The organism is Mycobacterium sp. D16Q13, from assembly GCF_002013375.1.
Classification (GTDB): Bacteria; Actinomycetota; Actinomycetes; order Mycobacteriales; family Mycobacteriaceae; genus Mycobacterium.
Genome location: NZ_MAEW01000001.1, coordinates 368,631 through 392,291, shown reverse-complemented (window position 1 = coordinate 392,291; position 23,661 = coordinate 368,631). Strand labels below are relative to the sequence as shown.

General features: G+C 64.8%; 22 protein-coding genes and 2 pseudogenes. 12 read left to right on the top strand and 12 right to left on the bottom strand.

Going from position 1 to position 23,661, the window contains the following annotated elements; translation table 11 throughout:
* Positions 1 to 9: 9 nt before the first annotated feature.
* Positions 10 to 486: an Lrp/AsnC family transcriptional regulator gene (locus B4400_RS01950; RefSeq protein ID WP_030096857.1), complete on the top strand. Its 477-nt coding sequence runs from the start codon at positions 10 to 12 to the stop codon at positions 484 to 486.
* A 124-nt stretch (positions 487 to 610) separates the two neighbouring features.
* Positions 611 to 1,909: an L-lysine 6-transaminase gene (lat, locus tag B4400_RS01945; RefSeq protein WP_212566633.1), complete on the top strand. Its 1,299-nt coding sequence runs from the start codon at positions 611 to 613 to the stop codon at positions 1,907 to 1,909.
* On the opposite strand, the gene B4400_RS01940 is transcribed toward lat, so the two are convergent.
* The 5 genes from B4400_RS01940 to B4400_RS01920 all read right to left on the bottom strand — a co-directional run bounded on the left by B4400_RS01940 (position 1,897) and on the right by B4400_RS01920 (position 6,174).
* Positions 1,897 to 2,487 (bottom strand): NADPH-dependent FMN reductase, encoded by a 591-nt coding sequence (locus B4400_RS01940; RefSeq protein ID WP_078308674.1) that lies wholly within the window; start codon positions 2,485 to 2,487, stop codon positions 1,897 to 1,899. The genes lat and B4400_RS01940 overlap by 13 nt on opposite strands.
* A gap of 51 nt (positions 2,488 to 2,538) precedes the next feature.
* Complete coding sequence (locus B4400_RS01935) at positions 2,539 to 2,865, bottom strand: hypothetical protein (protein ID WP_078308675.1); 327 nt, start codon at positions 2,863 to 2,865, stop codon at positions 2,539 to 2,541.
* A gap of 84 nt (positions 2,866 to 2,949) precedes the next feature.
* On the bottom strand, positions 2,950 to 4,749 hold the full coding sequence (locus B4400_RS01930; RefSeq protein WP_078308676.1) for an acetyl/propionyl/methylcrotonyl-CoA carboxylase subunit alpha: 1,800 nt from the start codon (positions 4,747 to 4,749) through the stop codon (positions 2,950 to 2,952).
* A 121-nt stretch (positions 4,750 to 4,870) separates the two neighbouring features.
* Entirely contained in the window at positions 4,871 to 5,281 is a 411-nt protein-coding gene (locus B4400_RS01925; RefSeq protein WP_078308677.1) for a SufE family protein, read from the bottom strand.
* On the bottom strand, positions 5,278 to 6,174 hold the full coding sequence (locus B4400_RS01920) for a sulfurtransferase (protein WP_078308678.1): 897 nt from the start codon (positions 6,172 to 6,174) through the stop codon (positions 5,278 to 5,280). Before B4400_RS01920 ends, B4400_RS01925 begins: the two co-directional genes overlap by 4 nt.
* A 100-nt stretch (positions 6,175 to 6,274) precedes the next feature.
* Between B4400_RS01920 and B4400_RS01915 the strand changes: the two genes are divergently transcribed.
* Complete coding sequence (locus B4400_RS01915) at positions 6,275 to 7,777, top strand: hypothetical protein (RefSeq protein ID WP_078308679.1); 1,503 nt, start codon at positions 6,275 to 6,277, stop codon at positions 7,775 to 7,777.
* Here the strand turns inward: B4400_RS01915 and B4400_RS25010 are convergent.
* Both B4400_RS25010 and B4400_RS01905 read right to left on the bottom strand, forming a co-directional pair.
* Positions 7,774 to 9,091: pseudogene (locus B4400_RS25010) on the bottom strand (HNH endonuclease signature motif containing protein). The gene B4400_RS01915 and the pseudogene B4400_RS25010 overlap by 4 nt on opposite strands.
* A gap of 66 nt (positions 9,092 to 9,157) precedes the next feature.
* Positions 9,158 to 10,156, bottom strand: coding sequence for an LLM class flavin-dependent oxidoreductase (locus B4400_RS01905; RefSeq protein ID WP_078308680.1), 999 nt, complete (start codon positions 10,154 to 10,156; stop codon positions 9,158 to 9,160).
* Between the two features lie 71 nt (positions 10,157 to 10,227).
* On the opposite strand from B4400_RS01905, the gene B4400_RS01900 reads away from it, so the two are divergent.
* Genes B4400_RS01900 through B4400_RS01880 form a run of 5 tightly spaced genes read left to right on the top strand, consistent with a single transcriptional unit; the run spans position 10,228 to position 14,690 of the window.
* On the top strand, positions 10,228 to 10,482 hold the full coding sequence (locus tag B4400_RS01900) for a hypothetical protein (protein WP_078308992.1): 255 nt from the start codon (positions 10,228 to 10,230) through the stop codon (positions 10,480 to 10,482).
* 29 nt (positions 10,483 to 10,511) lie between these two features.
* Positions 10,512 to 11,513, top strand: a complete 1,002-nt coding sequence (locus tag B4400_RS01895) for a phosphotransferase family protein (RefSeq protein ID WP_078308681.1) — start codon at positions 10,512 to 10,514, stop codon at positions 11,511 to 11,513.
* A 17-nt stretch (positions 11,514 to 11,530) separates the two neighbouring features.
* Positions 11,531 to 12,793 carry an acyl-CoA dehydrogenase family protein gene (locus B4400_RS01890; RefSeq protein ID WP_078308682.1) on the top strand — a complete coding sequence of 421 codons (1,263 nt, stop codon included), beginning with the start codon at positions 11,531 to 11,533 and terminating at the stop codon, positions 12,791 to 12,793.
* A complete protein-coding gene (locus B4400_RS01885) occupies positions 12,793 to 13,305 on the top strand; it encodes a gluconokinase (RefSeq protein ID WP_078308683.1) in 513 nt (170 codons plus the stop codon). Before B4400_RS01890 ends, B4400_RS01885 begins: the two co-directional genes overlap by 1 nt.
* Complete coding sequence (locus tag B4400_RS01880; RefSeq protein WP_078308684.1) at positions 13,302 to 14,690, top strand: GntP family permease; 1,389 nt, start codon at positions 13,302 to 13,304, stop codon at positions 14,688 to 14,690. The genes B4400_RS01885 and B4400_RS01880 overlap by 4 nt, the downstream gene beginning before the upstream one ends.
* Here B4400_RS01880 and B4400_RS01875 read toward each other — a convergent pair.
* A complete protein-coding gene (locus B4400_RS01875; protein ID WP_078308685.1) occupies positions 14,687 to 15,433 on the bottom strand; it encodes a class I SAM-dependent methyltransferase in 747 nt (248 codons plus the stop codon). The two genes, B4400_RS01880 and B4400_RS01875, sit on opposite strands and share 4 nt — an antisense overlap.
* On the bottom strand, positions 15,430 to 16,140 hold the full coding sequence (locus tag B4400_RS01870) for a dienelactone hydrolase family protein (RefSeq protein ID WP_078308686.1): 711 nt from the start codon (positions 16,138 to 16,140) through the stop codon (positions 15,430 to 15,432). The genes B4400_RS01875 and B4400_RS01870 overlap by 4 nt, the downstream gene beginning before the upstream one ends.
* Positions 16,141 to 16,212: 72 nt before the next feature.
* Between B4400_RS01870 and B4400_RS01865 the strand changes: the two genes are divergently transcribed.
* Positions 16,213 to 16,869 (top strand): TetR/AcrR family transcriptional regulator, encoded by a 657-nt coding sequence (locus B4400_RS01865; RefSeq protein WP_078308687.1) that lies wholly within the window; start codon positions 16,213 to 16,215, stop codon positions 16,867 to 16,869.
* Here B4400_RS01865 and B4400_RS01860 read toward each other — a convergent pair.
* Genes B4400_RS01860 through B4400_RS01850 form a run of 3 tightly spaced genes read right to left on the bottom strand, consistent with a single transcriptional unit; the run spans position 16,866 to position 20,482 of the window.
* Positions 16,866 to 18,563, bottom strand: coding sequence for a Maf family protein (locus B4400_RS01860; protein ID WP_078308688.1), 1,698 nt, complete (start codon positions 18,561 to 18,563; stop codon positions 16,866 to 16,868). The genes B4400_RS01865 and B4400_RS01860 overlap by 4 nt on opposite strands.
* An 18-nt stretch (positions 18,564 to 18,581) precedes the next feature.
* Entirely contained in the window at positions 18,582 to 18,851 is a 270-nt protein-coding gene (locus B4400_RS01855; protein WP_078308993.1) for an acyl-CoA carboxylase epsilon subunit, read from the bottom strand.
* A gap of 20 nt (positions 18,852 to 18,871) precedes the next feature.
* Complete coding sequence (locus B4400_RS01850) at positions 18,872 to 20,482, bottom strand: acyl-CoA carboxylase subunit beta (protein WP_078308689.1); 1,611 nt, start codon at positions 20,480 to 20,482, stop codon at positions 18,872 to 18,874.
* A 107-nt stretch (positions 20,483 to 20,589) separates the two neighbouring features.
* On the opposite strand from B4400_RS01850, the pseudogene B4400_RS01845 reads away from it, so the two are divergent.
* From B4400_RS01845 to B4400_RS01835, 3 genes and pseudogenes are all read left to right on the top strand, one after another.
* Positions 20,590 to 20,790 (top strand): annotated as a pseudogene (locus B4400_RS01845) (PucR family transcriptional regulator); the annotation flags it as partial.
* Entirely contained in the window at positions 20,790 to 22,472 is a 1,683-nt protein-coding gene (gene casI / locus B4400_RS01840; protein WP_078308691.1) for a steroid-22-oyl-CoA synthetase, read from the top strand. The pseudogene B4400_RS01845 and the gene casI, both read left to right, overlap by 1 nt.
* Positions 22,473 to 22,511: 39 nt before the next feature.
* Entirely contained in the window at positions 22,512 to 23,654 is a 1,143-nt protein-coding gene (locus tag B4400_RS01835; RefSeq protein ID WP_078308692.1) for a 3-ketosteroid-9-alpha-monooxygenase, oxygenase component, read from the top strand.
* The last annotated feature ends 7 nt before the right edge of the window (positions 23,655 to 23,661 follow it).

The window sequence follows — 23,661 nt, the reverse complement described above, 5'->3', positions numbered from 1 at the left end:
TCTGCCCCCGTGACTGCGGATTCCGAGAGAGCACCCGAGCGTCCGCTCGACGACGTCGATCGAATTCTGGTGCGCGAGTTGGCTCGCGATGGCCGGGCGACTCTCGCCCATTTGGCCGCCAAAGCCGGGCTGTCGATCTCGGCGGTGCAAACCCGCGTGCGACGGCTGGAATCTCGCGGTGTTCTCACCGGGTACGCGGCCCGGGTCAATCCGGAGTCGGTGGGCCAAATGCTGTCGGCGTTCGTGGCAATCACCCCTCTCGATCCTTCACAGCCTGATGATGCTCCGGCACGGCTTGAGCACATCGACGCCATTGAGTCGTGCTACTCGGTGGCGGGCGAGGAAAGTTACGTCCTCCTGGTGCGGGTGCCCTCGCCTCGTGCGCTCGAAGAGCTGCTGCAGCTGATCCGCACCACAGCCAACGTTCGCACCCGAAGCACCATCATCTTACAAACTTTTTACGATGGCCGCCAGCTTGTGCCGTAAATATTCTTGTCTTGATGTAGAGAAGTCGTAAATACTGCGTTAGTCTGGCCTCATGACCGCACTAATGTTTCCGGGGGCCCAGGCTGGTTCCACGGTCGATGGCGAGGTAACACGTCCGGAATCGGTGACACCGGACCGGGTGCATGAGGTGCTGCGGCGCAGCATTCTGGCCGACGGAATGGACCTGGTACTCGACCTGGAGAGTTCGCGTGGGGCGCACCTCGTGGATGCGCGCGACGGCACCACCTATCTCGACATGTTCACCTTCTTCGCCTCGTCGGCGCTGGGTATGAATCACCCGATGCTTGCCGAGGACGCCGAGTTCCGTGCCGAACTGACCCGGGCCGCCATCAACAAGCCGAGCAACTCGGATATCTACACCGTCGAGATGGCCCGTTTCGTCGACACATTCGCGCGCGTGCTCGGCGATCCGGCGCTTCCGCACCTGTTCTTCGTCGACGGCGGCGCGCTGGCCGTCGAGAACGCGCTGAAGGTCGCCTTCGACTGGAAGAGCCGCTGGAACGAGGCGCACGGAATTGATCCGGCGTTGGGCACCAAAGTTTTACACCTGCGGGAGGCCTTCCACGGTCGCAGCGGATACACCATGTCGCTGACGAACACCGACCCCAACAAGGTGGCGCGGTTCCCCAAGTTCGATTGGCCGCGAATCGACGCACCATACCTGCGTCCCGACGCCGATATCGAAGAGCTAGAGGCCGCGGCGCTGGAGCAGGCGCGCCGCGTTTTCGCCGAAAATCCAAACGACATCGCATGTTTCATCGCTGAGCCGATCCAGGGCGAGGGCGGAGATCACCACTTCCGTCCGGAGTTCTTCCACGCCATGCGTGCGCTGTGTCACGAGAACGACACGCTGTTCGTCTTCGACGAAGTGCAGACCGGGTGTGGTCTTACCGGAACAGCCTGGGCCTTCCAGCAGCTGGGCGTGACCCCCGACATCATCGCCTTTGGGAAGAAGACCCAGGTGTGCGGGGTCATGGCGGGTGGGCGCGTTGACGAGGTGGCCGACAATGTCTTCGCCGTCAGCTCGCGTATCAACTCCACCTGGGGCGGAAACCTGGTCGACATGGTGCGCTCCCGCCGCATTCTGGAAGTGATTGAGTCGCAGCGGCTTTTCGGCAACGCGACGCGGATGGGTGAATACCTGCTCGACCGCCTGCAGACCCTCGCGCTGCGGCACGGTGAGGTCAGCGACGTGCGGGGCCGTGGGTTGATGTGCGCCTTCAGCCTGCCGAGCTCCGCCGAGCGCGATCGCCTGGTGCAGCGTCTATGGTCACAGGAGCGCGTGATCCTGCTGCCCAGTGGCAAGAACAGCGTCCGATTCCGCCCACCGCTGATCGTCAGCGCCGAGGAGATCGACGCCGCCGTCGCCGCGGTATCGAGGGTGCTGTCTCACCAGGCGTAGGGGGAGTGCTCCCGCGCTGTCCGCAGCGCCGAGCCCCACCACGCCAGCTCGTCGAGCATTGTCTTGGCGGCGGTTTCGGCATCGCGGCTGTCGACCAATCGGCCGGCATCGTCGAACTGGCTCCACACACCATGGAAACTCACCACATCCCGGGTGGTCACCGCGTGTAGTTCGGCGAATACCAGCCGCAGCTGCTCGATGGCGCGCAGTCCGCCCGACATGCCGCCGTACGACGTGAATCCGACCGGCTTGGCCTGCCACTCGCTGTGATGCCAATCGATCAGATTCTTCAGCGGGGCGGGGAAGCTGTGGTTGTACTCGGGAGTGACCACGAGGAAGGCGTCGGCGATACGTAACCGTGCCGTCACCTTGGCCAGCTGGGCGGTGCCTTCGGCACCCTCTCTTCGGGAAAGATGAAGGGGCAGTGAATACTCCGCGAGGTCGATGTATCCGGCCTGGAACGACGGATGATGCCGGGCTTTTTCTGCGATCCAATTGGCTACGGTGGGACCGAACCGACCATCACGCGTACTGGCGCAGATCACGGCGAGGCGCAGTGGGGTGGTTGACGTGTTCACGCGCCCATCGTCGTACCTAAAGTGCACTCGAGGTCAAGTGGATTCTTTCCGTCACGCGAGCATCGCGTCGGCGAATCGACGCACCGCGGCGACGGCTTCCTGCTCTGCGCCCGATGAGCCGGGATAGTCGGTGCGCGCCCTCGACTCGATGGTGCCGGTGGCGGGGTCGAGCAGCACCTCGGCGACCATCTCGGCTGTGGTGGGTTCACAGACGGCCCAGCTGTAGAGGCGATCGGAGTCCCAGTCGGCCGTGCGTGCGGACACGTACTCGGAGTCGTCGACACCAAGCGATGTCAATGCCGGACGGTCGTCCACGCGTTCGTCGGCACGCAGGGCGCGCAAATACCACGCGCCCGCGTTGATTTCGATGGGTTCCATGAGTCTAGAAATGCGTCGAGCGTGAAGCTGTGGCGGCAATTCGGTGCGAATCCCGCCACAGCTTCACGCTCGGCGACAAAAGTCCTACTTGATCTCTGCGATGACCGTGCCCTGGGTGATGGCGGCACCGGCCTCGACGCTCAGCCCGGTGATGGTGCCGGCCTTGTGCGCGGTGACGGGGTTTTCCATCTTCATGGCTTCCAGTACCACGATCAGCTCGCCGGCTTCGACCTCCTGGCCCTCTTCGACGGCGACCTTCACGACGGTGCCCTGCATCGGAGCCGTCACCGAGTCGCCGGTGGCGGCGCCGCCACCGTGGCCACCGCGCTTGCGGGCCTTGGGCTTCTTACGGATGACACCGTTCGCGGCGCCACCGCCGCCACCGCCCAGCGAGATGTCACCGGGCAGCGACACCTCGAGGCGACGGCCGCCAACCTCGACGACCAGCTTCTGGCGGGGCAGAACCTCGTCCGCGTCGGCCTCAGCGGCGTCGGCCGTGAACGGCTCGACGGTGTTGTCCCACTCGGTCTCGATCCAGCGGGTGTGCACGGTGAAGCCGTCCTCGTCGCCGATGAAGGCGGGATCGGAGACGACTGCGCGGTGGAACGGGATGACAGTGGCCAGGCCCTCGACATTGAACTCGGCCAGGGCGCGCCGCGAGCGGGCCAGAGCCTCATTGCGGTCGCGACCGGTAACGATCAGCTTGGCCAGCATCGAGTCGAACTGTCCGCCGATCACCGAACCGGCCTGCACACCCGAGTCCAGGCGAACGCCGGGTCCGGTGGGGGTGTCGTAGACCTTGACCGGGCCGGGAGCCGGCAGGAAGTTGCGGCCGGCGTCCTCGCCATTGATGCGGAACTCGATCGAATGGCCGCGCGGGGTCGGGTCCTCGGTGAACTCAAGGGCCTCGCCGTTGGCGATCTTGAACTGCTCCAGCACCAGGTCGACGCCGGCGGTCTCCTCGGTGACCGGGTGTTCCACTTGAAGGCGGGTGTTGACCTCGAGGAACGAGATCAGGCCGTCCTGGCCCACCAGGTATTCGACGGTGCCGGCTCCGTAGTAACCGGCCTCCTTGCAGATGCGCTTGGCGGACTCGTGGATCTCCTTGCGCTGCGCGTCGGTGAGGAACGGCGCGGGCGCCTCCTCGACTAGCTTCTGGAAGCGGCGCTGCAGCGAGCAGTCGCGGGTACCGGCGACGATGACGTTGCCGTGCTGGTCGGCGATGACCTGGGCCTCGACGTGGCGCGGCTTGTCCAGGTAGCGCTCCACGAAGCACTCACCACGACCGAAGGCGGCGACGGCCTCACGGGTGGCGGACTCGAACAGCTCGGGTACCTCTTCAAGGGTGCGGGCCACCTTCATGCCGCGGCCACCGCCACCGAATGCCGCCTTGATGGCGATCGGCAGACCGTGCTCCTTCGCGAAGGCGACAACCTCGTCCGCGTCCTTAACGGGGTCGGCGGTGCCGGGGACCAGCGGGGCCTGCGCCCGGGCCGCGATGTGGCGGGCGGTCACCTTGTCGCCGAGGTCGCGAATGGACTGCGGGCTGGGCCCGATCCAGATCAACCCGGCGTCGATGACGGCCTGGGCGAAGTCGGCGTTCTCGGAGAGGAAGCCGTAACCGGGGTGGATAGCGTTGGCGCCGGACTTCTCGGCGGCTTCCAGGATCTTGCCGAAGTCCAGGTAGGACTCGGCGGCGGTGTTACCGCCGATACCGAAGGCCTCATCGGCCAGGTGGACGTGGGGTGCGTCGGCGTCGGGCTCTGCGTAGATCGCGACGCTGCCCAGTCCAGCATCCTTCGCCGCGCGGATAACCCGGACCGCAATCTCACCGCGGTTGGCGACGAGTACCTTGCTGATCTTCGAGCTGGCGTGATTGGGCACCTGGCCTCCTGGTTTTAGTGCTTTCTTAGAGTCTCGGCAGTGAGTTTATGCATCCGTGGCATCAAACACACATCCGGGATGGGGTGTGCCGCCCCAAGTTTTTACCTACTGACGAGTAGGTTCAGGACAGTCGTCGCTTGATGCGTGCCAGCATCGCCGACATTCCGCGCAGTCGCAGCGGGCTGATCAGCGCTGCCAATCCGAGGTCCGCATAGAAGTCGTCGGGGACCGCCAGGATTGCGTCTGCGGACTGGCCGTCCAGACCCTGGTGCAGGATCGAGGCGAACCCGCGTGTCGTTGGAGCTTCGGCGGGCGCACTGAAATAGAGGTGTACACCATTGCGGTCACTGGCGTCGACGTCCAGGAACAGCGGTGACTGGCATTCCGGCACCGGCTCCATCGCCGCCTGTTCCAAATGCGATGGCAACTCAGGTAATTCGGCCGAGAATTCCAGTAGCAGGCGAAGCTTGTCCTGCCCGTCGACGGCCTTGAAATCGGCGACGATCTCGGCGAGTTCGGCGGGGAGGCTCATGCTGCAGGGGGCGCGCCTGGTTTGTCGCCCTTGACGATCGGAGTACGGACCCGGTTGCCCCATTCGGTCCACGAGCCGTCGTAGTTGCGCACGCCCTCGACGCCCAGCAGGTGAGTGAGGACGAACCACGTGTGGCTGGAGCGCTCGCCGATGCGGCAGTAGGCGACGATGTTGCCGTCCGCGGCGATGACATCGCCGTAGATGTCATCGAGTTCGGCGCGGCGCCGGAACCTGCTGTCGTCCGCGGCGGCCTTGGCCCAGGGGATCGAAACGGCGGTGGGGATGTGTCCACCCCGCAACGCTCCCTCTTCCGGGTAATCGGGCATGTGGGTGCGTTCGCCGGTGTATTCCGCGGGGGAACGCACATCGACCAGCGGTCCATGTCCGAGGTGGGCCAGCACGTCGTCGGCGTACGCGCGAATCGGTGCGTCGTCGCGGTCCACCACGGGGTAGCCCTCGGTGTACTTGGCTGGAACGTCGAGTGTGGTGTCGCGTCCCTCGGAGATCCACAGATCCCGCCCACCGTCGAGGAGCCGGACGTCGGGGTGGCCGAACAGCGTGAACACCCAGAGTGCGTAGGCGGCCCACCAGTTGGACTTGTCGCCATAGATGACAACTGTGTCCTCGCGGCGGATCCCTTTGCGGTTCATGAGCTCTGCGAACTGCACGCCGTCGATGTAGTCGCGGACGGTGCCGTCATTCAGGTCGACGTGCCAGTCGATCTTCACCGCGCCGGGAACGTGCCCAATGTCGTAGAGCAGAACGTCTTCGTCGGACTCCACGATGGACAGTCCGGGGGTGCCTAGGTGCCCGGACAGCCAGTCCGCGGAGACGAGGCGTTCTGGGTGGGCGTAGGCGGCGAATTCAGGTGCGGGGTCGGCCGGAAGGGTCACGTTGTGAGCCTAGTCGCGTTCGAGGGTGGTCGGCTCATCGAGTTTGGATACCGAGTTCAGATCCGCGGTGCGTTGCTGGTCGCGGTGCGAGAATTCGCCAATGCCGGACTGGACATATCACCCGCTGAGCCCGATCGCGTCGTCCGTTCTCGGTGAACGCAGGACACGAGTTTGGGCGATGAAGGTCCTGGCGGCGGTGGTGACGTGCGCCGGAGGGCGGCGCTGGATTCCGTGGGTGTTTGACCATCCGCCGGTTCCGCCGCAATGGCACGGCCGGTTCGGGGCGACGGTTCCGCCGTCGATCGCGCGCGAGGCCGTCGCGGTGTTGCCGGTACAGGGGGCCAGTGTCGTCGAGATCGGACCGGTGGGCACTGCCGACGTGGACGCGGTGCGGCGGGCGGCCGCCGACCGCAGATGCCGGGTTGTCGCGCTCGTCGCTACCACCGAGGTGGCCGACGCGGTGGCGCCCTTCGTCGACGCGGTGTCCTGGCCCGGGGATGCCGGGACGGTGCGACTGACCGAACCATTGATGGACGCCGCGGTGCGCGCGCTGGCGGATCCGTCGGCGACGGTGCTCGCCACACCTGCGGTCTTGATTGACGCCGGGCCGGGCTGGTTCAGCCGGGTGATCGAGGCCGCCACGCCGACTTCGCCGCCAAAGGCATTGCGCGATATCGGGTTCGACCCGCGCGGATGGCCCGCGTGGCTATGGGGTGTACTGGTTGGGCTGGGTCTGATTGTCGCGGGTATCGGGGCGGCCGCCATCTCTTTGGGCCCCGTGCTGCTGTGGTACGACCGCGACTACCTGGGGCTGTCGGTCGACGGCCTGCACGGCGTGAACCATCATCTGGTCGGGTTTCTACAGCATGACCGACTCACCATGGCGGGCAACATGATTGGTATCGGTGTTCTGTATCTGGGGTTGGCCTGGGGTGGGATCAGAGAAGGGCACCGCTGGGCCCGTAACGCGCTGTTGATTTCGGGGCTGGTCGCGTTCCTGACGTACTTCTACTTCCTGGTGACGGGTTTCCTCGAGCCGCTGCACACACTCGTCGTTGTCGGTTTGTTTCCTATGCTGCTGCTCGCCGTGTGGCGCGCTCCCTCGGTGCCGCACTGGCCGCCGATTGTGGAGGGGCCGGAGTCCGAGCGGCGCCGCGCCTTGTGGGGACAGCTACTCATGATCGCCGTTGGGGGTGGGTTGTTCGTTGCCGGAGCGGTGATTTCGACGGTCGGGCTGACATCGGTTTTCGTACCCACCGATCTCGATTTCCTGGGCACCAGTGCCGAGGCGCTGCATGCCGCCAACCAGCACTTGCCGTCCTTCATTGCGCATGACCGTGCGGGTTTCGGCGGTGCGTTGATGGGCGCCGGATTGGCGGTGCTTCTGATCAGCCTGTGGGGCTGGCGCCGGGGCGAGCGCTGGGTGTGGTGGTCGTTGTTGATCGGGTGCGCGTTCGGCACCGTGCCGGTCCTGGCCATTCACTTCGCCATTGGGTACACGCATTTCGAGCATCTGCTGCCGGTGTACGTGTTGGTCGTCGTGGTGGTGATCGCCCTCGCGTTGTCGAGGGCGTACCTCACCGCGCTGCCCTGGAGACGCTAGAGAAGTGGGGCGACCGGAACCGGGCGGAGCTGGTCGGCCGCAACTGTTAACAGCTGTGGTGGGGGTATCCATTGGGTGGTGCCGTTGGGGTGTTTTTCGGTGGTCCAGCCGTGGTTGAGGAGGCGGTGGTGGGGGCCGCAGGCGAAGGTGAGGTTGTCGATGTCGGTGGGGCCGCCATCGGCCCATGCGGTGATGTGGTGGACTTCGCACAGGTATCCGGGCACGGTGCAGTCGGGGTGGGTGCAGCCGCGGTCTTGGGCGTGCAACACGATGCGCTGGTCGGTTGATGCGATGCGTTTAGAACGTCCCAGATACAACGGTCGGCCATCGTCATCGAAAATCGTCAGGTAGTGGTGGGCGTGGGTGGCCATGCGGATCAGATCACGCATCGGTAGCCGGGTGCAGGCGCCGGTGGTGGCGATTCCGGCGGCGTCTTCGAGCTCTTTGAGCGTGGTGGTGACCACGACTGTCACCGGTAATCCGTGATGGGAGCCGAGCTGTCCGGAGGCCAGGGTGAATCGCAGGCAGGTACGCGGCGCGTCGTGGTTGCGTTGCGCCGATGTTCGGGTATCTCGTTCGGCGGCTTCGGGTGCCGGTTCGCTGTCGACCATCGGTGTTTGATCGTTCGGGTTGCACATGCCGGGCGCGGCGAGCTTGGCCAGCACCGCATCCAGGTAGGCGCGCGTCTCCGGATCTAACAATCCGGAGATGGCTGACATGCCGTCAAAGCCCTGCTGCCCGATCGTGACTCCTCGGCGCCGGGCCCGATCCACATCGCAGAATTCACCGTCGGGGTTCAACAACGTCATCATGCGGTCGGCGCCCCACCCGCAGCGCCTCGGGCCCTAACCGGACGGCCATGGCCGCGAGTTGTTGTTCGGCGGCTTCGCGGGTCGGGGCATCCACCACCACCGGTAGCCGGTCAAAGAACTGCCGGATGATCCGCACATGCTCGTCCCCGATATCGCCGCGAGATAGCGCGGCGGCCACCTTCGGCAACCGCGGCGCCAACGCTTCACCCGTCAGGGCCCGCCGCGGGACCAGTTGTTCGGCATCGCCGATCCGGCGCCGGGCCGCACCCCTGCTGATATGCAGGCGCCGCGACAACACATCGGCATGCGAAGTGCCACCCAACTCGATCGGCGAAGCCTGGGCCGTCACCTTCGGGATCAAACCCAGCCCATAGGCGGACAACCGACGCTGCACCACCTCCAACCGGGCCGTGAGTGTGAGCGCCTCAGCTGCGGTCAACCCGTCGTGCGATTCGGCGCAGAAGGCATCAACCGCCGCCTCCAACACCCCAATCGAACTCATGTTCGAATCCTAACGGTGCCCACCGACAACTAACCGCACCCTGAAACAACTGTGACAGAAGTGAATTCAGCCGCGCGGCGTCAGCCCGCTGACCTCAGCCACGATCTCCAACGACCGCAGTTGCAGTTTCCGGTCGGGCGCATTGGGCACCACGATGAGCTCATCGGCATCGGCCAGTTGCGCAAAATCGTCTAGGTACGCGCCCACATCGTCGGGTGTTCCTACCGCGAAGTACTTCGTCATCGCCTGAATCTGTTGTCCAGCAGGGGACTCGAGAGCGGCGAGGGCCTCGTCGTCGGTGAGGCGGGGGCCGCCGCTGCGATGCAGGAAAAGCTTGGCGCGTTCGATCAGTGCCGCGCGATGTTGCTCCCGCGCGGTGGCTTCGTCGTCCGCGGCAATCACATTGACCCCCGCGATGACATACGGTTCCTGCAACTGCTCGGAAGGCTGGAACTCTCGCCGGTAGAGCGCGACCGCATCCTGCAGTGCCGGCGGCGCGAAATGCGAAGCGAAACCATAGGGCAGGCCTAATACCGCCGCCAGCTTCGCGCCGAACAGCGATGAGCCGAGGATGTAGAGCGGCACATGCGTGCCGCGTCCCGGCGTTGCGGTCACGCCCTGGACCCGACTCTGCTCGCCCAGATACGCCTGCAGCTCGATGACGTCCTGCGGGAAGTGCTCGGCGTCCGCGGGAGAGTGCCGTAACGCGCGCAGAGTCACTTGGTCCGTCCCTGGGGCCCGGCCGAGGCCGAGGTCGATGCGTCCCGGGTGCAGGGTCTCGAGCGTTCCGAACTGTTCGGCGATCTGCAACGGCGAGTGGTTGGGCAGCATGATGCCGCCCGCGCCCAGTCGGATGGTTGACGTCTGGGTGGCGACATGTCCGATCAGGACACTCGTCGCCGACGAGGCGATGGACCGCATGTTGTGGTGTTCGGCGTACCAGACGCGGTGAAATCCCAGCGCTTCGGCGTGCCGCGCGATCTCGACGCTCGCGGCGAAGCTCTCCGCCACGGTCTCGTTCGGCGCCACCCGCGCCAGATCCAGAATCGACAAAGGTCTCGCCATGAACTGGAGCAACCCTCGGAGTTTCTTCGCTATTCCCCCGTGGGACGCACCATAGAAGGTACAAACGGGTGGTGCCCTTCATTCCGACCGCAGCGGAACTGGCGGGTGCTCTCGCCGAACTGCTCGACGACCTCCAATCCGAGCTGCCCTCATCTTCGGTGCATCGCGCCCGTGTCGGTGCCAACATCGCCAGGATTCTGCAGCGAGAACTGACCTTGCCTGCGGCGCCGCCTACCGGGGACCCTTCATGGGCCGATCTGGTCGAGGCGGTACGCGGTGAGCTCGCGGTCGTCAAACCCGGGTACGACGCCTGGGAGGGGCAGTGATGAGGCCCCCCGGCGAAGAGCATCGGGCAATGACGGATCTGAGCGACGGGCTGACTCGCTACCTGAACGACGAGTTCGGCAAGAAGTTTGAAGTGTCGGGTGTGGTCGGCGTATCCGCTGGTGCGCGGCGGCGAAATGTGCTGCTGGACGCCACTTCCGGGGGTGAAACCCTCGAACTGGTCGCGACGATTGTGCCCGCGGTCGTGCAGCAGGTTCCGGTGAGCAGTGAGGCTGGGGTCCGTGAGTTGGCGCGCAGCCACGGAGTTCCGGTGCCCCGGGTTCGCGGTGTCTGTTCCGAATCCTCGTATCTCGGTTCGCCCTTCATGATCTCCGAGCGCATCGCGGGGGAGACGGTACCGCGCAAGGTGCTTCGCCTGGTCCAATCCACGGGAATCGCCGATCTGGTGGCGGACCAGCTCGGTGCGGCCATGGGACGACTGCACGGGATCGACCCGGCGATGGCCCCGCCCGATCTACCCGGTGACCCGGAGGCCGAACCGGCAGTCGTCATGCTGGAACAGATGCGCGAGGGGGTGGCGGCGCTGCTTTCGGATCGGCCGGTGTTCCAGCGCACCCTGTCCTGGTTGACCGAGCACATGCCCGGTCCTCCGGCGCAGCGGTGCCTGGTACACACGGATATTCGCAACGGCAATGTCATCGTCGGCGAGGACGGATTGCGTGCCGTGCTGGATTGGGAGGGCGCCACGCGTTTCGGGGATCCGATGCGGGATGTGGCCTGGACGGCCCTGCGGATGTGGCGGTTCGGTGAGGACGAGCGCGAGTTCGGCGGGTTCGGGGGCCGTGACGTGTTCGTGCGCGCATACGAGAACGCCGGTGGAACATTTCACGTCGACCGATTCCAGTGGTGGAAGGTCCTCGGCACCTTGTGGTGGGGTGTGGGTCTTGCCGCGCAAGCGAAGTCGTATCTGGACGGGAGCGTGCGGGATATTGTGATGGCCGCCAGCGGTCGCCGGATACCTGAGATCGAGTGGGACTTGTTGATGTTGACGAAGCCATCGATAAATCCATAGGTACCGGAAGGAGCCAGATGAATTTCGAACTGCCGCCCGAGCTCGTCGACTATCTCGCCGAGCTCGACGAGTTCATTGACCGTGAGATCGTGCCGCTCGAGCAGGCCGATGACAACATCCGGTTCTTCGATCACCGACGGGAAGACTCCCGAACCGATTGGGAGCGTGGCGGTCTGCCCAACGGGGAGTGGGAAGCACTGCTCGGTGAGGCACGTCTGCGTGCCGATACGGCGGGTCACCTTCGGTACCCGTTCCCCGCGGAGTTCGGTGGGCGGGACGGCTCCAACCTGGGGATGGCGGTCATTCGCGAGCATCTGGCTCGGCGCGGCCTTGGACTGCACTGTGACCTGCAGAACGAGCACGCCATCGTGGGCAACAATGTCGGGCTGCTGCTCATGCTGGAGTACGGTTCGGCGGAGCAGAAGGCCGAATGGGTGGAGGGACTGGCCAGCGGCACCAAGTTTTTCGCGTTCGGTATCACCGAGCCGGAGCACGGCTCCGATGCCACCCATATGGAAACCCGGGCCACAAAAGATGGTTCGGACTGGGTAATCAATGGCGAGAAGACCTGGAATACCGGTGTGCACATCGCTGATGCCGACCTGATATTCGCCCGCACCTCGGGTGATCCCGGTGATGGACGCGGCATCACCGCATTCCTGGTGCCCGCGGACGCACCCGGCTTCAAGGTCGAGGAGTATCTCTGGACCTTCAACATGCCCACCGATCACGCCCGTGTCTCGCTGACGGAGGTACGGGTTACCGACTCGGCGATCTTCGGCGGAGAGGGACGCGGGCTGGGGGTGGTACAGCACTTCTTCAACGAGAACCGGATCCGGCAAGCCGCTTCCAGTCTGGGTGCGGCCCAGTACTGCATAGACCGATCTGTCGAATATGCCAAGGAACGCAAACCCTTTGGTAAACCATTGGCATCGAACCAAGCGATCCAGTTCCCGCTCGTCGAGCTGCAGACTCAGTGCGAGATGCTGCGCGCGTTGATCCACAAGACGGCGTGGTCCATGGATACCTATGGTCCGTTCTCGGTCTCGGAACAGGTCTCGATGTGCAACTACGTCGCAAACCGGTTGTGCTGTGAGGCCGCTGATCGCGCCATGCAGGTCCATGGCGGGATGGGGTACTCGCGGCATATGCCGTTTGAACACATCTACCGCCATCACCGGCGCTACCGGATCACCGAGGGCGCCGAGGAGATTCAGATGCGCCGGGTGGCGGGGTATATGTTCGGCTTCATGAATCAGAAGGCGCCCAAGGGGGTCTAGTGGCCGAAACGTCTCCGCCCGTCGTGGTGGTCATGGGTGTGGCAGGGGTCGGCAAGTCGACCGTGGCGCAGGCTTTGGCGCAGCGCCTGGGCGCGCCCTGTGCGGAGGGGGATGACTTCCATCCGGAAGCCAACATCGCCAAGATGTCGGCGGGCATTCCGCTGGACGACTCCGATCGATGGCCGTGGCTGCAGCGGATCGCCGAATGGATGTCCGAGCGCAGGCGGGAGGGGTCCGGCGGGGTGGTGACCTGCTCTGCGCTCAAACGCCGTTACCGCGACGTTCTCCGTGCGGGATACCCGGATGCGTTTTTCGTGCACCTGTCCGGCGACAGGGCGCTCATCGGTGACCGAATGGCGCATCGCGCAGGACATTTCATGCCGACATCGTTGTTGGACTCGCAGTTCGAGATTCTCGAACCATTACAACCCGACGAGAAGGGTGTCGAGCTGAATGTGGGCATCGGGCCGGAGGAACTGGTAGCGGGAGCACTGAGGCAGCTCGGCGCATGAGCGCGAACCTGCTTCTGCTGGCCGAGCCGGCAAAGATCCCGCACACCACGAGCGACGTTCGGCTGCTTACCGCGGTGGTGCTGAGCATCGGCGTGATCATCCTGCTGATCACCCGGCTTAAGCTGCATCCGTTCCTGGCGCTGCTGCTGGGGTCAGGGACTCTCGCCGCCGTCGCGAGTGTTCCGTTCGACAAACTGCTGGGATCCTTTGTCACAGGGTTCGGCTCGACCATCGCCGGTGTGGGACTACTCATCGGATTGGGGGCGATGCTGGGTCGCCTGCTCGCCGATTCCGGCGGTGCCAATATCGTCGCCGATGCCGTGCTCGCTAGGTCCAGTCCGCGCATGCTGCCGTGGGCGGTGGCGTTGATCGCCGCAGTGCTGGGGCTGCCTCTGTTCTTCGAAGTGGGTGTGGTGCTGCTGATTCCGATCGTGCTCTTGGTGGCACGCCGGGGAAATGTGCCGCTGCTACGTGTGGGCATTCCCGCGCTGGCGGGCCTGTCCGTATTGCACGGACTGGTCCCGCCACATCCGGGTCCGTTGGTAGCGGTGGACGCGCTGAAGGCGGATTTGGGTGTCACCCTGGCGTTTGGTCTCGTGGCGGCGGTGCCCACCCTGATTGTCGCGGGGCCTCTCTATGCGCGGGTCGCGGAACGCTGGGTGGGGCCCCTGGCCATTCCCACCGCGACGGCGCCCGAAGTCGAACGCAAGGGGCCCGCCCCGAGTGTCCTCGCGGTGGTGGTTACCATCTTGCTTCCGGTGACGCTGATGTTGGCGAAGGCACTCTCCGATGTGGTGATCGATAATCCGAAATCGTTGGTGCAGAGGATTTTCGATACCGTCGGCACGCCACTGGTGGCGCTGTTGGCGGCAACCCTGGTGGCCATGGTGACCTTGGGAAGGGCTTCGGGGCTCGACCGCATGGGTGTCTCGGGAGTCATCGAGAAGTCACTCGGCCCCATTGCGGGAATCGTCTTCATCGTCGGTGCCGGAGGTGGGTTCAAGCAGACCCTGATCGATGTGGGCGTCGGGGATGCCGTGAGCACCTGGTCAGAGAAATGGCAGATTCCCGCCCTCGTGCTGGGATGGCTTATCGCAGTGCTCATTCGGTTGGCGACCGGGTCCGCCACGGTAGCGACCATCACCGCCGCCGGCATTGTCTCTCCGCTTGCGGCGGACATGTCTACCGCACACGTGGCGCTGTTGGTGCTTGCGATAGGTGCGGGATCGCTGTTCTTCTCCCACGTGAACGACGCCGGATTCTGGTTGGTGAAAGAGTATTTCGGGATGACGGTGGGGCAGACTCTGAAATCGTGGTCGGTGATGGAAACGGTGATTTCGGTCGTCGGATTCGCGATGGTGCTGCTGCTGAGCGCCTTCGTCTAACTCTTTGTCGCACTCACGAATTGCGATAAGCCCCGGACTTCCTGTTCGATGTCCTGAAATCCCGCGTGCCGCAGTGCCGACGTGATGTCGGACCGGTCGAATCCGTGCAGGCCGCCGAGGGCCGCCAGTTTCACGGATGCCGACCGGAGTAGCGCGGGGCCGCGTGTGCAGCTGGTCATTACCGCGATGCGCCCGCCCGGAGTCAACACGCGAACCATCTCGTCGAGAACCTTGAACGGTTCGGGCACCAAATACAGTGCGGCAAAACAGCACACCGCATCAAAGCTTGCGTCGTCGAACGGCAGAGTGCGCGCGTCCGCACGCAGGTAGCCGACACCGTCGGCGGTATTGGTCCGGATCGCGCGCCGCAGCATGGGCTCGGAGAAGTCCAGCCCGACCGCCAGTGCGTCGGAGTCCAGGTGCTGTCCCAGATACCTGGTGAAGTTCCCGGGCCCGCAGGCGACATCGAGTAGTTGGTGGGCCCCGTTGAGTCGCAGAGACTCTGCCGCGCGGCGTCGTTCGGCGGCCGGAGTGATGCCGGTGTAGAGCACCGTCTGCCCCCAGCGCCAGGGCCCTTCGTAGACCGCGGCGACGACGGGATTGTTCATGGCGCGCTGTGCGCCACGCTGGGGCTGGTCCGAAGGCGGCGGGAGCAGATCCAGGTATCCGGCCGATGAGTGTGCGCCACCGTCGAGCGCGTCGGGCCGGATCAGCTCGCGAATTCGGTCGAGTGTCGTCGTCATCGGGCCTCCTGCAGCCGGTCGTCATCGCGAAGGTGTTGAGCAAAGAAGGCGTAGACCCGTTGCCAGGCATCTGCTTCGGCTTCGGGGGAGTGCCCGAATCCGGCGATCCGCATCAGCGGTTGCATGGGCAGTTGGTTGGCGAAGCTGTGGCCCGCGTCGTATTTCTTGATGTCGTGCTCGATGCCGTGGGCGTCCAGCGCCTTGCGCAACCGGGGCTCACCCCGGACCACGAATGGGTCTCGCGTGCCCAGGCTCGCGACGATGGGGCACGATCCCTCGAAGTGGTCTCCATAGGGGCCGGGCATCGCACCGTAGAAGGGTGCGGCGGCGTCGAATCCCTTGGTCGCGGTGATCATCGCGAATCCGCCGCCCATACAGAAGCCGGCCACCCCCACTGAAGTGGTGGTGTAAGGCAATGTTTGAGCGTAGTCACGGGCGGCCAGCACCTCCTCGACGGCCCGCCCGCGACGAGTGGCGAGATTGGTCAAGACCCTGGTGATGCAGCGGATCCGGCCACGTGAGTACAGATCGGGTGCCAGCGCCACGTAGCCGTTCGAGGCGACATTCTTGGTGATGCGGCGCAGGTCGGGAGTCGAGCCGTTGATGTCGTGGACCACGATGATCGACGGCCAGGGTCCGTCGCCGTCAGGTGTCTCCAGGATGGCGCTGATCTCGCCATTCGGGGTCGGAATGTGGATGTCGGTCATGCCGGGCGGGCCTCCGTGACATAATTGTTTAACGCTGACGTCAAATTAAATGAAAAGGTAGGCTGCGGCGCGATGTCTGTCAATCCCCGGAGGTCCAGGGGGCGCCCGCCCCAGACCGACGAGCAGCGTGCGGCGACGCGCGCTCGTATCCTGGTCGCCGCTGGTGCGGTCTATGCCGAGCACGGCTACCGGGGCACCACGGTCGCGCGGATCGCCGAGCGTGCCGAGCTATCGAAACCCACCTTCTATACGTTCTTCGACGGTGTGGCAGAGGTGATTACGGCGTTGGTGACGGAGAGTCAGCAGCAGATGCTGGCGCAGTGGGCGCCGGTGGTGAATGCCGGAGGCGCCCTGATGGAACAGCTCAGCGCGGGCCTGGACGTGTATCTCGATACGGCCGAACGCGGCCGTGATTCATGGCTTGTTTTCCATATCGAACAACACGATCCTTCGTCGCCCGCTCGCCTGCTACGGGCCACCTACGAGAGCCGGCTCATCGAAGTCATACAGCAGGCGCTGATCGCGAGCGGCAGGCCCGCGCCCACTGCGGAGACCTTGGGTGTGCTGCTCGCCAGCATGCAGGCGGGCTGCTATCGATATCTGTCCACGCCCGGCGATGGCAGGCGCGCGGTGCGCGCCGCGATGCTGCGCAGTGCGTTCGCGCTGTTGGGCACGCCGCAGGACTGGCGCCAGGCCGCCGAGCGTCCAGAGCTGTTCGGCCAGGGCTAGATGCTGAGGTACTGGGGTGTCAGGACGATGGAATACAGGATGGTTCGGTAAGCCCGCGTCGGATCGGTAACCCATTGGCTCACAAGGAAATACAGCGTCTGGGTGCCGTCGGCGTTCATGGTGACGCTGACGACCTGGGGCCCGTACGGCTGCAGCAGCTTGTGCGGATCCCGGGAGATGAACGGGTCATCCGGCCGCGGATCGGACGGATCGTTGCGGATCAGCACCGTCATGGGCTCGCTGACCAGCTCCTGCGGAGTCCGGAACAGCTTGAGCCCGATGTGTGCGTCGCCGGAGCCATTGGAATCCAGCAGTCCGAAACCGCCCGCGGGCAGGGCGAACAGCTGATTTTCGCGATCCCCGCCACCGGTGATCTGACCGATCTTCTCCCAGGCGGACGAGTCCAGGAACGCCGGATCGTCGATGGGCGGCGTGAGCCAGGCGAATCGTGGCGCCCAGGGCCCGGTTCCGACATTGCCCGCCACCAGCATGCGGCGACCGGGTACCGAGACCCCGCTCGGTTGCGAGATGCCGACCATGACTCCCATCGGCCGGTATGACGACTTACCCGACTCGCTCACGTCGTACACGGTGGTGTCGGCCGACACGAAGGTGCTGCATCCCGGCGACGGAATGCACGAGGCGAACAAGAGCGAGCGGTGCGCCAACTCCGCCGATCCGGTGGGCAGCAGCCGGGCGCCGTCCTGTGCATTCGAGGGCAGCACAAGGGGTTTTGAGCGCCCGCCCAGTGCGACCGAGGGCCTGGCGGGGTCTACGGCTATCAGCTGGATGCCGTCGCCGGTGTTCAGATAGTCGCCGGTCCATAGGCAGGCGCCGCGGTTGGTGTGCACACCGAGGTCGAACGAATCATCGCTGCAAGCGGTTTGGAAGCTGGTGTTCACCGACGGCATGTGGGGAATCGGGTTGCCGTGGACGTCCTTGAATTCCTGCTGTTGGGTTGGCCCGATCATCACGAGCGAGTCGACGAGCGGCACCATGCGAGGCGGCAGTGGAGCAACCGTGGGCGTATCCGGGTGAAAGGGCTTTGGTGGCACGTGCTTAACGTGACCGACCCACAATGACGAGGCGGGTACGCCAAGCTTGTCCAGCAGCCGCCCCAGCAGCGGAACGCTGACGCCGATCACATTCGATGGATCGCCGTCGATGCCTTCGACGAACCAGCTGCCCAAGCCGTCGAGTGTGAATGCGCCCGCTACCTGAAGCGGCTCGCCGGTGGCCAGGTAGGCCTCGAGATCTTCTGCCGATGGCGTGCCGAAACGCACTGTGGTCGATCGCGTTTCACTGACACGTGCGACGGGTTTACCGTCGATGACCCGCACCAGGCAGTGTCCGGTCAGCAGCTCGGCGGAGCGTCCGGCCATCAGTCCCCAGCGGCGGCGAGCTTCCTCGATGGTGCCCGGCTTGCCCTGCAACGTGCCGTCGAGGAAGAGCATCGAGTCACAGCCCAGCACCACCGCATCGGCGGCCACCGCGCCGGCCAATGTCGTCGCGACGTCAAAAGCTTTGGCGCAGGCCAGAACCTCTACGGCGCGCGTTGGCGTGGTACCCGAAGGCTGCGTCGCCATGACGAGATGTTCGTCGACGTGCGACACGATGACGACCGGGTTGAGACCGGCCTGCTCCAGGATCCGTTCGCGCGCGGGGGACGCGGACGCGAGTACAAATGCGGTCACGGGGCCTGTGACGGCTGCCTAGAACGTGCCCTGTGGACGCGCCAGCTTCGCGCGCTCGAACAACGTGACTCGCTGCCAGCTGTGCGGGCTGTAGCGCAGCATGTCAATCGGCTCGGCCCAGAGGTTTCGGGGCTTGAGGCTCTCGGTCTCGGCCTTCGAGGCCAAAGCGCTCAGCGCCGCGACCAGAGCCGCGATCTCCGCGTCGGTCGGGTTGCCGCTGAGAACCTGCACGTCGGCAGCCTTCACCTTCCCGGAATCGCTTTCGGCGGTTACGGTCTCGTCGGTCACGGACGCACCTTCTTCATTCGTCACAGCGGAATGTTTCCGTGCTTCTTCGGTGGGAGCCGCACGATCTTGCGATCGAGCAAGCGCAGCGAGGTGGCGATGTAGCCGCGGGTGTGCGACGGCGGGATGACCGCGTCGACGTATCCGCGCTCGGCAGCCATGTACGGGTTCACCAGGGTGTCCTCGTACTCGGCCTGCAGCTGAAGGCGCAGGGCGTCCACGTCGTCGCCGTTCTTGGATGCCTCGGCCAGCTGCGAGCGGTACACGAACCCGACCGCGCCGGAGGCGCCCATGACCGCGATCTGGGCGGTGGGCCAGGCGACGTTGACGTCGGCGCCCATGTCCTTCGAGCCCATGACGCAGTATGCGCCGCCGTAGGCCTTCCGGGTGATGACGGTGATCTTCGGAACGGTGGCCTCGCCGTACGCGTACAGCAGCTTGGCGCCGCGCCGGATGATGCCGTTGAACTCCTGCTCGGTGCCGGGCAAGAAGCCGGGCACATCCACCAGGGTGATGATCGGGACACCGAAGCAGTCGCAGGTGCGGATGAACCGCGCGGCCTTCTCGGAGGCGTTGATGTCCAGGCAGCCCGCGAACTGGGTGGGTTGGTTGGCGACGATGCCGACGCTGCGGCCGTCCACGCGGCCGAATCCGACGATGATGTTCTGTGCGTATCCGGCCTGCACCTCGAGGAACTCGTCATCGTCGAGAATGCGGGTGATGACCTCGTGCATGTCGTACGGCTGGTTCGGGGAGTCCGGGATCAGCGTGTCGAGCTCGATGTCCTCATCGGTGAGGTGATCCTCGATGGCGCCGTCGGTGGGCTCCGGACCCGGATGGCGCGGCGGCTCCGAGGCGTTGTTCGACGGCAGGTAGCTCAGGATGTCGCGCACGTAGTCGAAGGCGTCCTGCTCGCCGGAGGCGACATAGTGCGTGGTGCCGGATTTCGCCTCGTGGGTGTGCGCGCCACCGAGCTCCTCCATGGTGACGTCCTCGCCGGTGACGGTCTTGATGACGTCCGGGCCGGTGATGAACATCTGGCTGGTCTGGTCCACCATGACGATGAAGTCGGTCAGCGCGGGCGAGTAGACGTGGCCACCGGCGGCCGGGCCCATGATGAGCGAGATCTGCGGGATGACGCCCGACGCGATGATGTTGTTGTGGAAGATCTGGCTGTACAGGCCGAGGGAGACCACACCCTCCTGGATGCGGGCGCCGGCGCCCTCGTTGATGCCGATGAGCGGGCGGCCGGTCTTGAGGGCCAGCTGCTGCACCTTGACGATCTTCTCGCCGTACACCTCGCCGAGGCTGCCGCCGAACACCGAGACGTCCTGGCTGAAGATGCACACGTCGCGGCCGTCGATGGTGCCGAAACCGGTCACCACGCCGTCGCCGAGCGGGCGCTTGTCGCCCAGGCCGAAGTTTGAGCTGCGGTGCTTGGCCAGCGCGTCCAATTCCACGAACGAGCCCTCGTCGAGCAGCGCGTAGATGCGCTCACGGGCGGTCAGCTTGCCCTTGGCGTGGATCTTGTCGACGGCGGCTTCACCGACCGGGTGCAGTGTCTCCTCGCTGCGCCGACGCAGATCGGCGAGCTTGCCCGCGGTGGTGTGGATATCCGGCTCGGTGGTCGTCATGGGTCCCGATGTTATCGCGCCCCACCCGGCAGAACACGCATGGGCCTTAGAGAGTTCTCAGAAATTTTCTCGAATAGATGTTCACCGATAGCGGTAAATAGAAGGAGATGTACGAACAGCCTGCGTTGGATGCTGACCTGGTGTTCACGATCGTGTCCCATTTCGGCCAGCTCGACGTCGCAGACACCGAGGCAGCGGTGCGTTCGGCGGGGGAACTGGCCGGATCGCCGGTCGGTGTCCGCTGGTCCGATGGCGAGACCGTGGTGTGGCTGGAATGCGCGGGTGCGATGGGTGCAACATCGGCGATATGACCGCTACGTCCACCCCCGGCACGAGCGCGCCCCGGGCCGATATCGCGTCCATGCTCCTCGACCGTGTGGGCGACAGTCATCCGGGGCTGCGTACCCGCGATCGCGACTGGACGTGGAATGACGTGGTCGGTGAGTCCGCCGCTCGGGGCGCACTCGCGCGGAAGCTGAGGGCCGGCGGGCCTTTTCATATCGGGGTCCTGTTGGAGAACGTCCCGGATTTCGTCTTCTGGCTCGGCGCCGCCGCCCTGACCGGGGCCACCATCGTGGGCATTAACCCCACCCGTGGGCCGGCGGACATGGCAGCCGAGATCCGTCACACCGACTGCCAGCTGATCGTCACCGATACCCAGCACCTCGACCGGCTGCGGGGACTGGACCTCGGTGTCACGGCGGACCGGTTCCTGGTGATCGACAGTTCCGGATACCTTGCACTGATCGACGAGAATCGCACCGTGGCAGCGGCCTCCGAGGGGGTAGATGCCGATTCGCTACTCCTGCTGCTCTTTACTTCCGGCACGACCGGCGCCTCCAAGGCGGTGAAATGCAGCCAGGGACGGCTTGCACAGATTGCCTACCTGGCCACCGAGAAATTCGGGCATAGCCGCCGCGATGTCGACTACTGCTGTATGCCGCTGTTCCACGGGAATGCGTTGATGGCGTTGTGGGCTCCCGCACTGGCCAACGGTGCCACGATCTGTGTGACACCGACATTCTCGGCGTCGCGTTTCCTGCCCGATGTGCGCTACTTCGGTGCGACGTTTTTTACCTACGTGGGCAAGGCACTCGGATACCTGTTGGCCACCCCGGAGCAGTCCGACGACGCCGATAACCAGCTGATGCGAGGATTCGGCACTGAGGCGTCGCCGGAGGATCAGGCGGTGTTCCGGCGACGGTTCGGCGCGGAACTGTTCGAGGGCTATGGGTCCAGCGAGGGCGGGGGAGCGGTCGCACTGGATCCCGATGCGCCGACTGGCGCGCTGGGGCGTCCGGCCCACGAAGGTGTGTCGATCGTCGACCCGGGAACGCTCAACGATTGTGTCGCAGCCATTATCGATGAGCACGGGCGTGTGCTCAACGTCGACGATGCGGTGGGGGAGATCGTCGACAAACAGGGCAGGCGCGGCTTTGAGGGCTACTACAAGAATGACGATGCCGACGCCGACCGCATCCGCAACGGGTGGTACTGGACTGGTGATCTCGGCTATCTCGACGCGGCCGGATTCATCTATTTCGCGGGTCGGCGTGGCGACTGGATCCGGGTCGACGGGGAGAACACCTCGGCGCTGACCATCGAACGGGTGCTGCGGCGCCACCCCGCCGTGATCGCGGCAGGGGTGTATGCGGTGCCCGACCCGCGCTCCGGCGATCAGGTGATGGCATCCATCGAGGTGGCCGACCCGGATGCGTTCGATGTGGACGGTTTCGTCGAGTACCTGTCACTACAGGAGGATCTGGGCAGCAAGGGAATTCCACGTTTTCTGCGGGTGTCGGCCAACCTGCCGGTAACCGGGTCCAACAAGGTTCTCAAACGCGAGCTGCAGGAGCAGCGCTGGCATACCGACGAGCCCGTGTTCCGTTGGGAGGGAAGGGACGCCCCGGTGTTCCGGCGGATGGGACCGCTGGACAAAACCGCACTCGATGCTCAATTCACCGCATATGGGCGACAACGGCTGCTGTAGAGCGCAGTATGAAAGTAAGTCAGCGAAAGGACAGCCCCCATGCAGACTGACGGCGCGATTCGCGAAATCGATAGTGGCACAGTGATGACTCGCTTTGCCCGGGGATGGCATTGCCTGGGATTGGCTGAGTCGTTCCATGGTGGTGAGCCGCACGGCGTCGAGGCATTCGGCACCAAGCTGGTGGTGTTCGCCGATTCCCGCGGCGATATCAAAGTGCTGGATGGATATTGCCGTCACATGGGTGGCGATCTGTCGCAGGGCAGCGTCAAGGACGACAGCATCGCGTGTCCATTCCATGATTGGCGTTGGGGCGGTGATGGAAAGTGCACGCTGGTGCCCTATGCCAAGCGCACCCCGAAGCTCGCGCGCACGCGTAGCTGGCCCACTCTCGAGGTGAACGGCCAACTCCTCGTATGGCATGACCCGGAGGGATCCGCACCGCCTGTCGAGCTCGCCCCGCCGGCGATCGAAGGTTACCAAGAGGGAAAATGGTCTCCATGGCAATGGAATTCGATCCTCATCGAGGGATCGCACTGCCGTGAGATCGTTGACAACAATGTCGACATGGCGCACTTCTTCTACATTCACCACGCCTATCCGACGTACTTCAAGAACGTCATCGAGGGGCAGACCGCCAGTCAGTTCATGGAGTCCAAGCCACGGCCAGACTATGTTCCTAACCCCGAAAAGCTTTGGGAAGGAACGGGTGTACGGTCGGAGGCCACATACTTCGGCCCGGCATACATGATCGACTGGATCCACAACGACCTTGGCCCCGGATTCACCGTCGAGGTGGCGCTCATCAACTGCCACTACCCGGTAACGCACAATTCCTTCGTCTTGCAGTGGGGCGTAGCCATCCAGGAGATGCCCGATTTGCCCGCGGAGAATGCGCGTAAGCTCGCCGCCGCGATGGCCAAGTCCTTCGGCGACGGGTTCCTGGAGGACGTCGAGATCTGGAAGAACAAGACGCGCATAGACAATCCGCTGCTGACCCAGGAGGACGGCGCGGTGTATCAGCACCGTCGCTGGTACGAGCAGTTCTACGTGAATCTGGCTGATATCACCCCGGACATGACGGAACGCTTTGAGATCGAAGTGGACACCACGCATGCCCACGAGGTGTGGGTGCACGAGGTCGAAGAGAATCTCGCCGAGCGGGCCGTCGCCACATCTCACTGATCGCCCT

What these genes read in the sequence shown, in the direction of transcription:
- B4400_RS01935 (WP_078308675.1), bottom strand. Translation starts at nt 2,865, where the DNA reads ATGGAACCCATCGAAATCAACGCGGGCGCGTGGTATTTGCGCGCCCTG.
- B4400_RS01925 (WP_078308677.1), bottom strand. Translation starts at nt 5,281, where the DNA reads ATGAGCCTCCCCGCCGAACTCGCCGAGATCGTCGCCGATTTCAAGGCC.
- B4400_RS01915 (WP_078308679.1), top strand. Translation starts at nt 6,275, where the DNA reads ATGCCGGACTGGACATATCACCCGCTGAGCCCGATCGCGTCGTCCGTT.
- B4400_RS01905 (WP_078308680.1), bottom strand. Translation starts at nt 10,156, where the DNA reads ATGGCGAGACCTTTGTCGATTCTGGATCTGGCGCGGGTGGCGCCGAAC.
- B4400_RS01895 (WP_078308681.1), top strand. Translation starts at nt 10,512, where the DNA reads ATGACGGATCTGAGCGACGGGCTGACTCGCTACCTGAACGACGAGTTC.
- B4400_RS01890 (WP_078308682.1), top strand. Translation starts at nt 11,531, where the DNA reads ATGAATTTCGAACTGCCGCCCGAGCTCGTCGACTATCTCGCCGAGCTC.
- B4400_RS01880 (WP_078308684.1), top strand. Translation starts at nt 13,302, where the DNA reads ATGAGCGCGAACCTGCTTCTGCTGGCCGAGCCGGCAAAGATCCCGCAC.
- B4400_RS01875 (WP_078308685.1), bottom strand. Translation starts at nt 15,433, where the DNA reads ATGACGACGACACTCGACCGAATTCGCGAGCTGATCCGGCCCGACGCG.
- B4400_RS01870 (WP_078308686.1), bottom strand. Translation starts at nt 16,140, where the DNA reads ATGACCGACATCCACATTCCGACCCCGAATGGCGAGATCAGCGCCATC.
- B4400_RS01865 (WP_078308687.1), top strand. Translation starts at nt 16,213, where the DNA reads ATGTCTGTCAATCCCCGGAGGTCCAGGGGGCGCCCGCCCCAGACCGAC.
- B4400_RS01850 (WP_078308689.1), bottom strand. Translation starts at nt 20,482, where the DNA reads ATGACGACCACCGAGCCGGATATCCACACCACCGCGGGCAAGCTCGCC.
- casI (WP_078308691.1), top strand. Translation starts at nt 20,790, where the DNA reads ATGACCGCTACGTCCACCCCCGGCACGAGCGCGCCCCGGGCCGATATC.
- B4400_RS01835 (WP_078308692.1), top strand. Translation starts at nt 22,512, where the DNA reads ATGCAGACTGACGGCGCGATTCGCGAAATCGATAGTGGCACAGTGATG.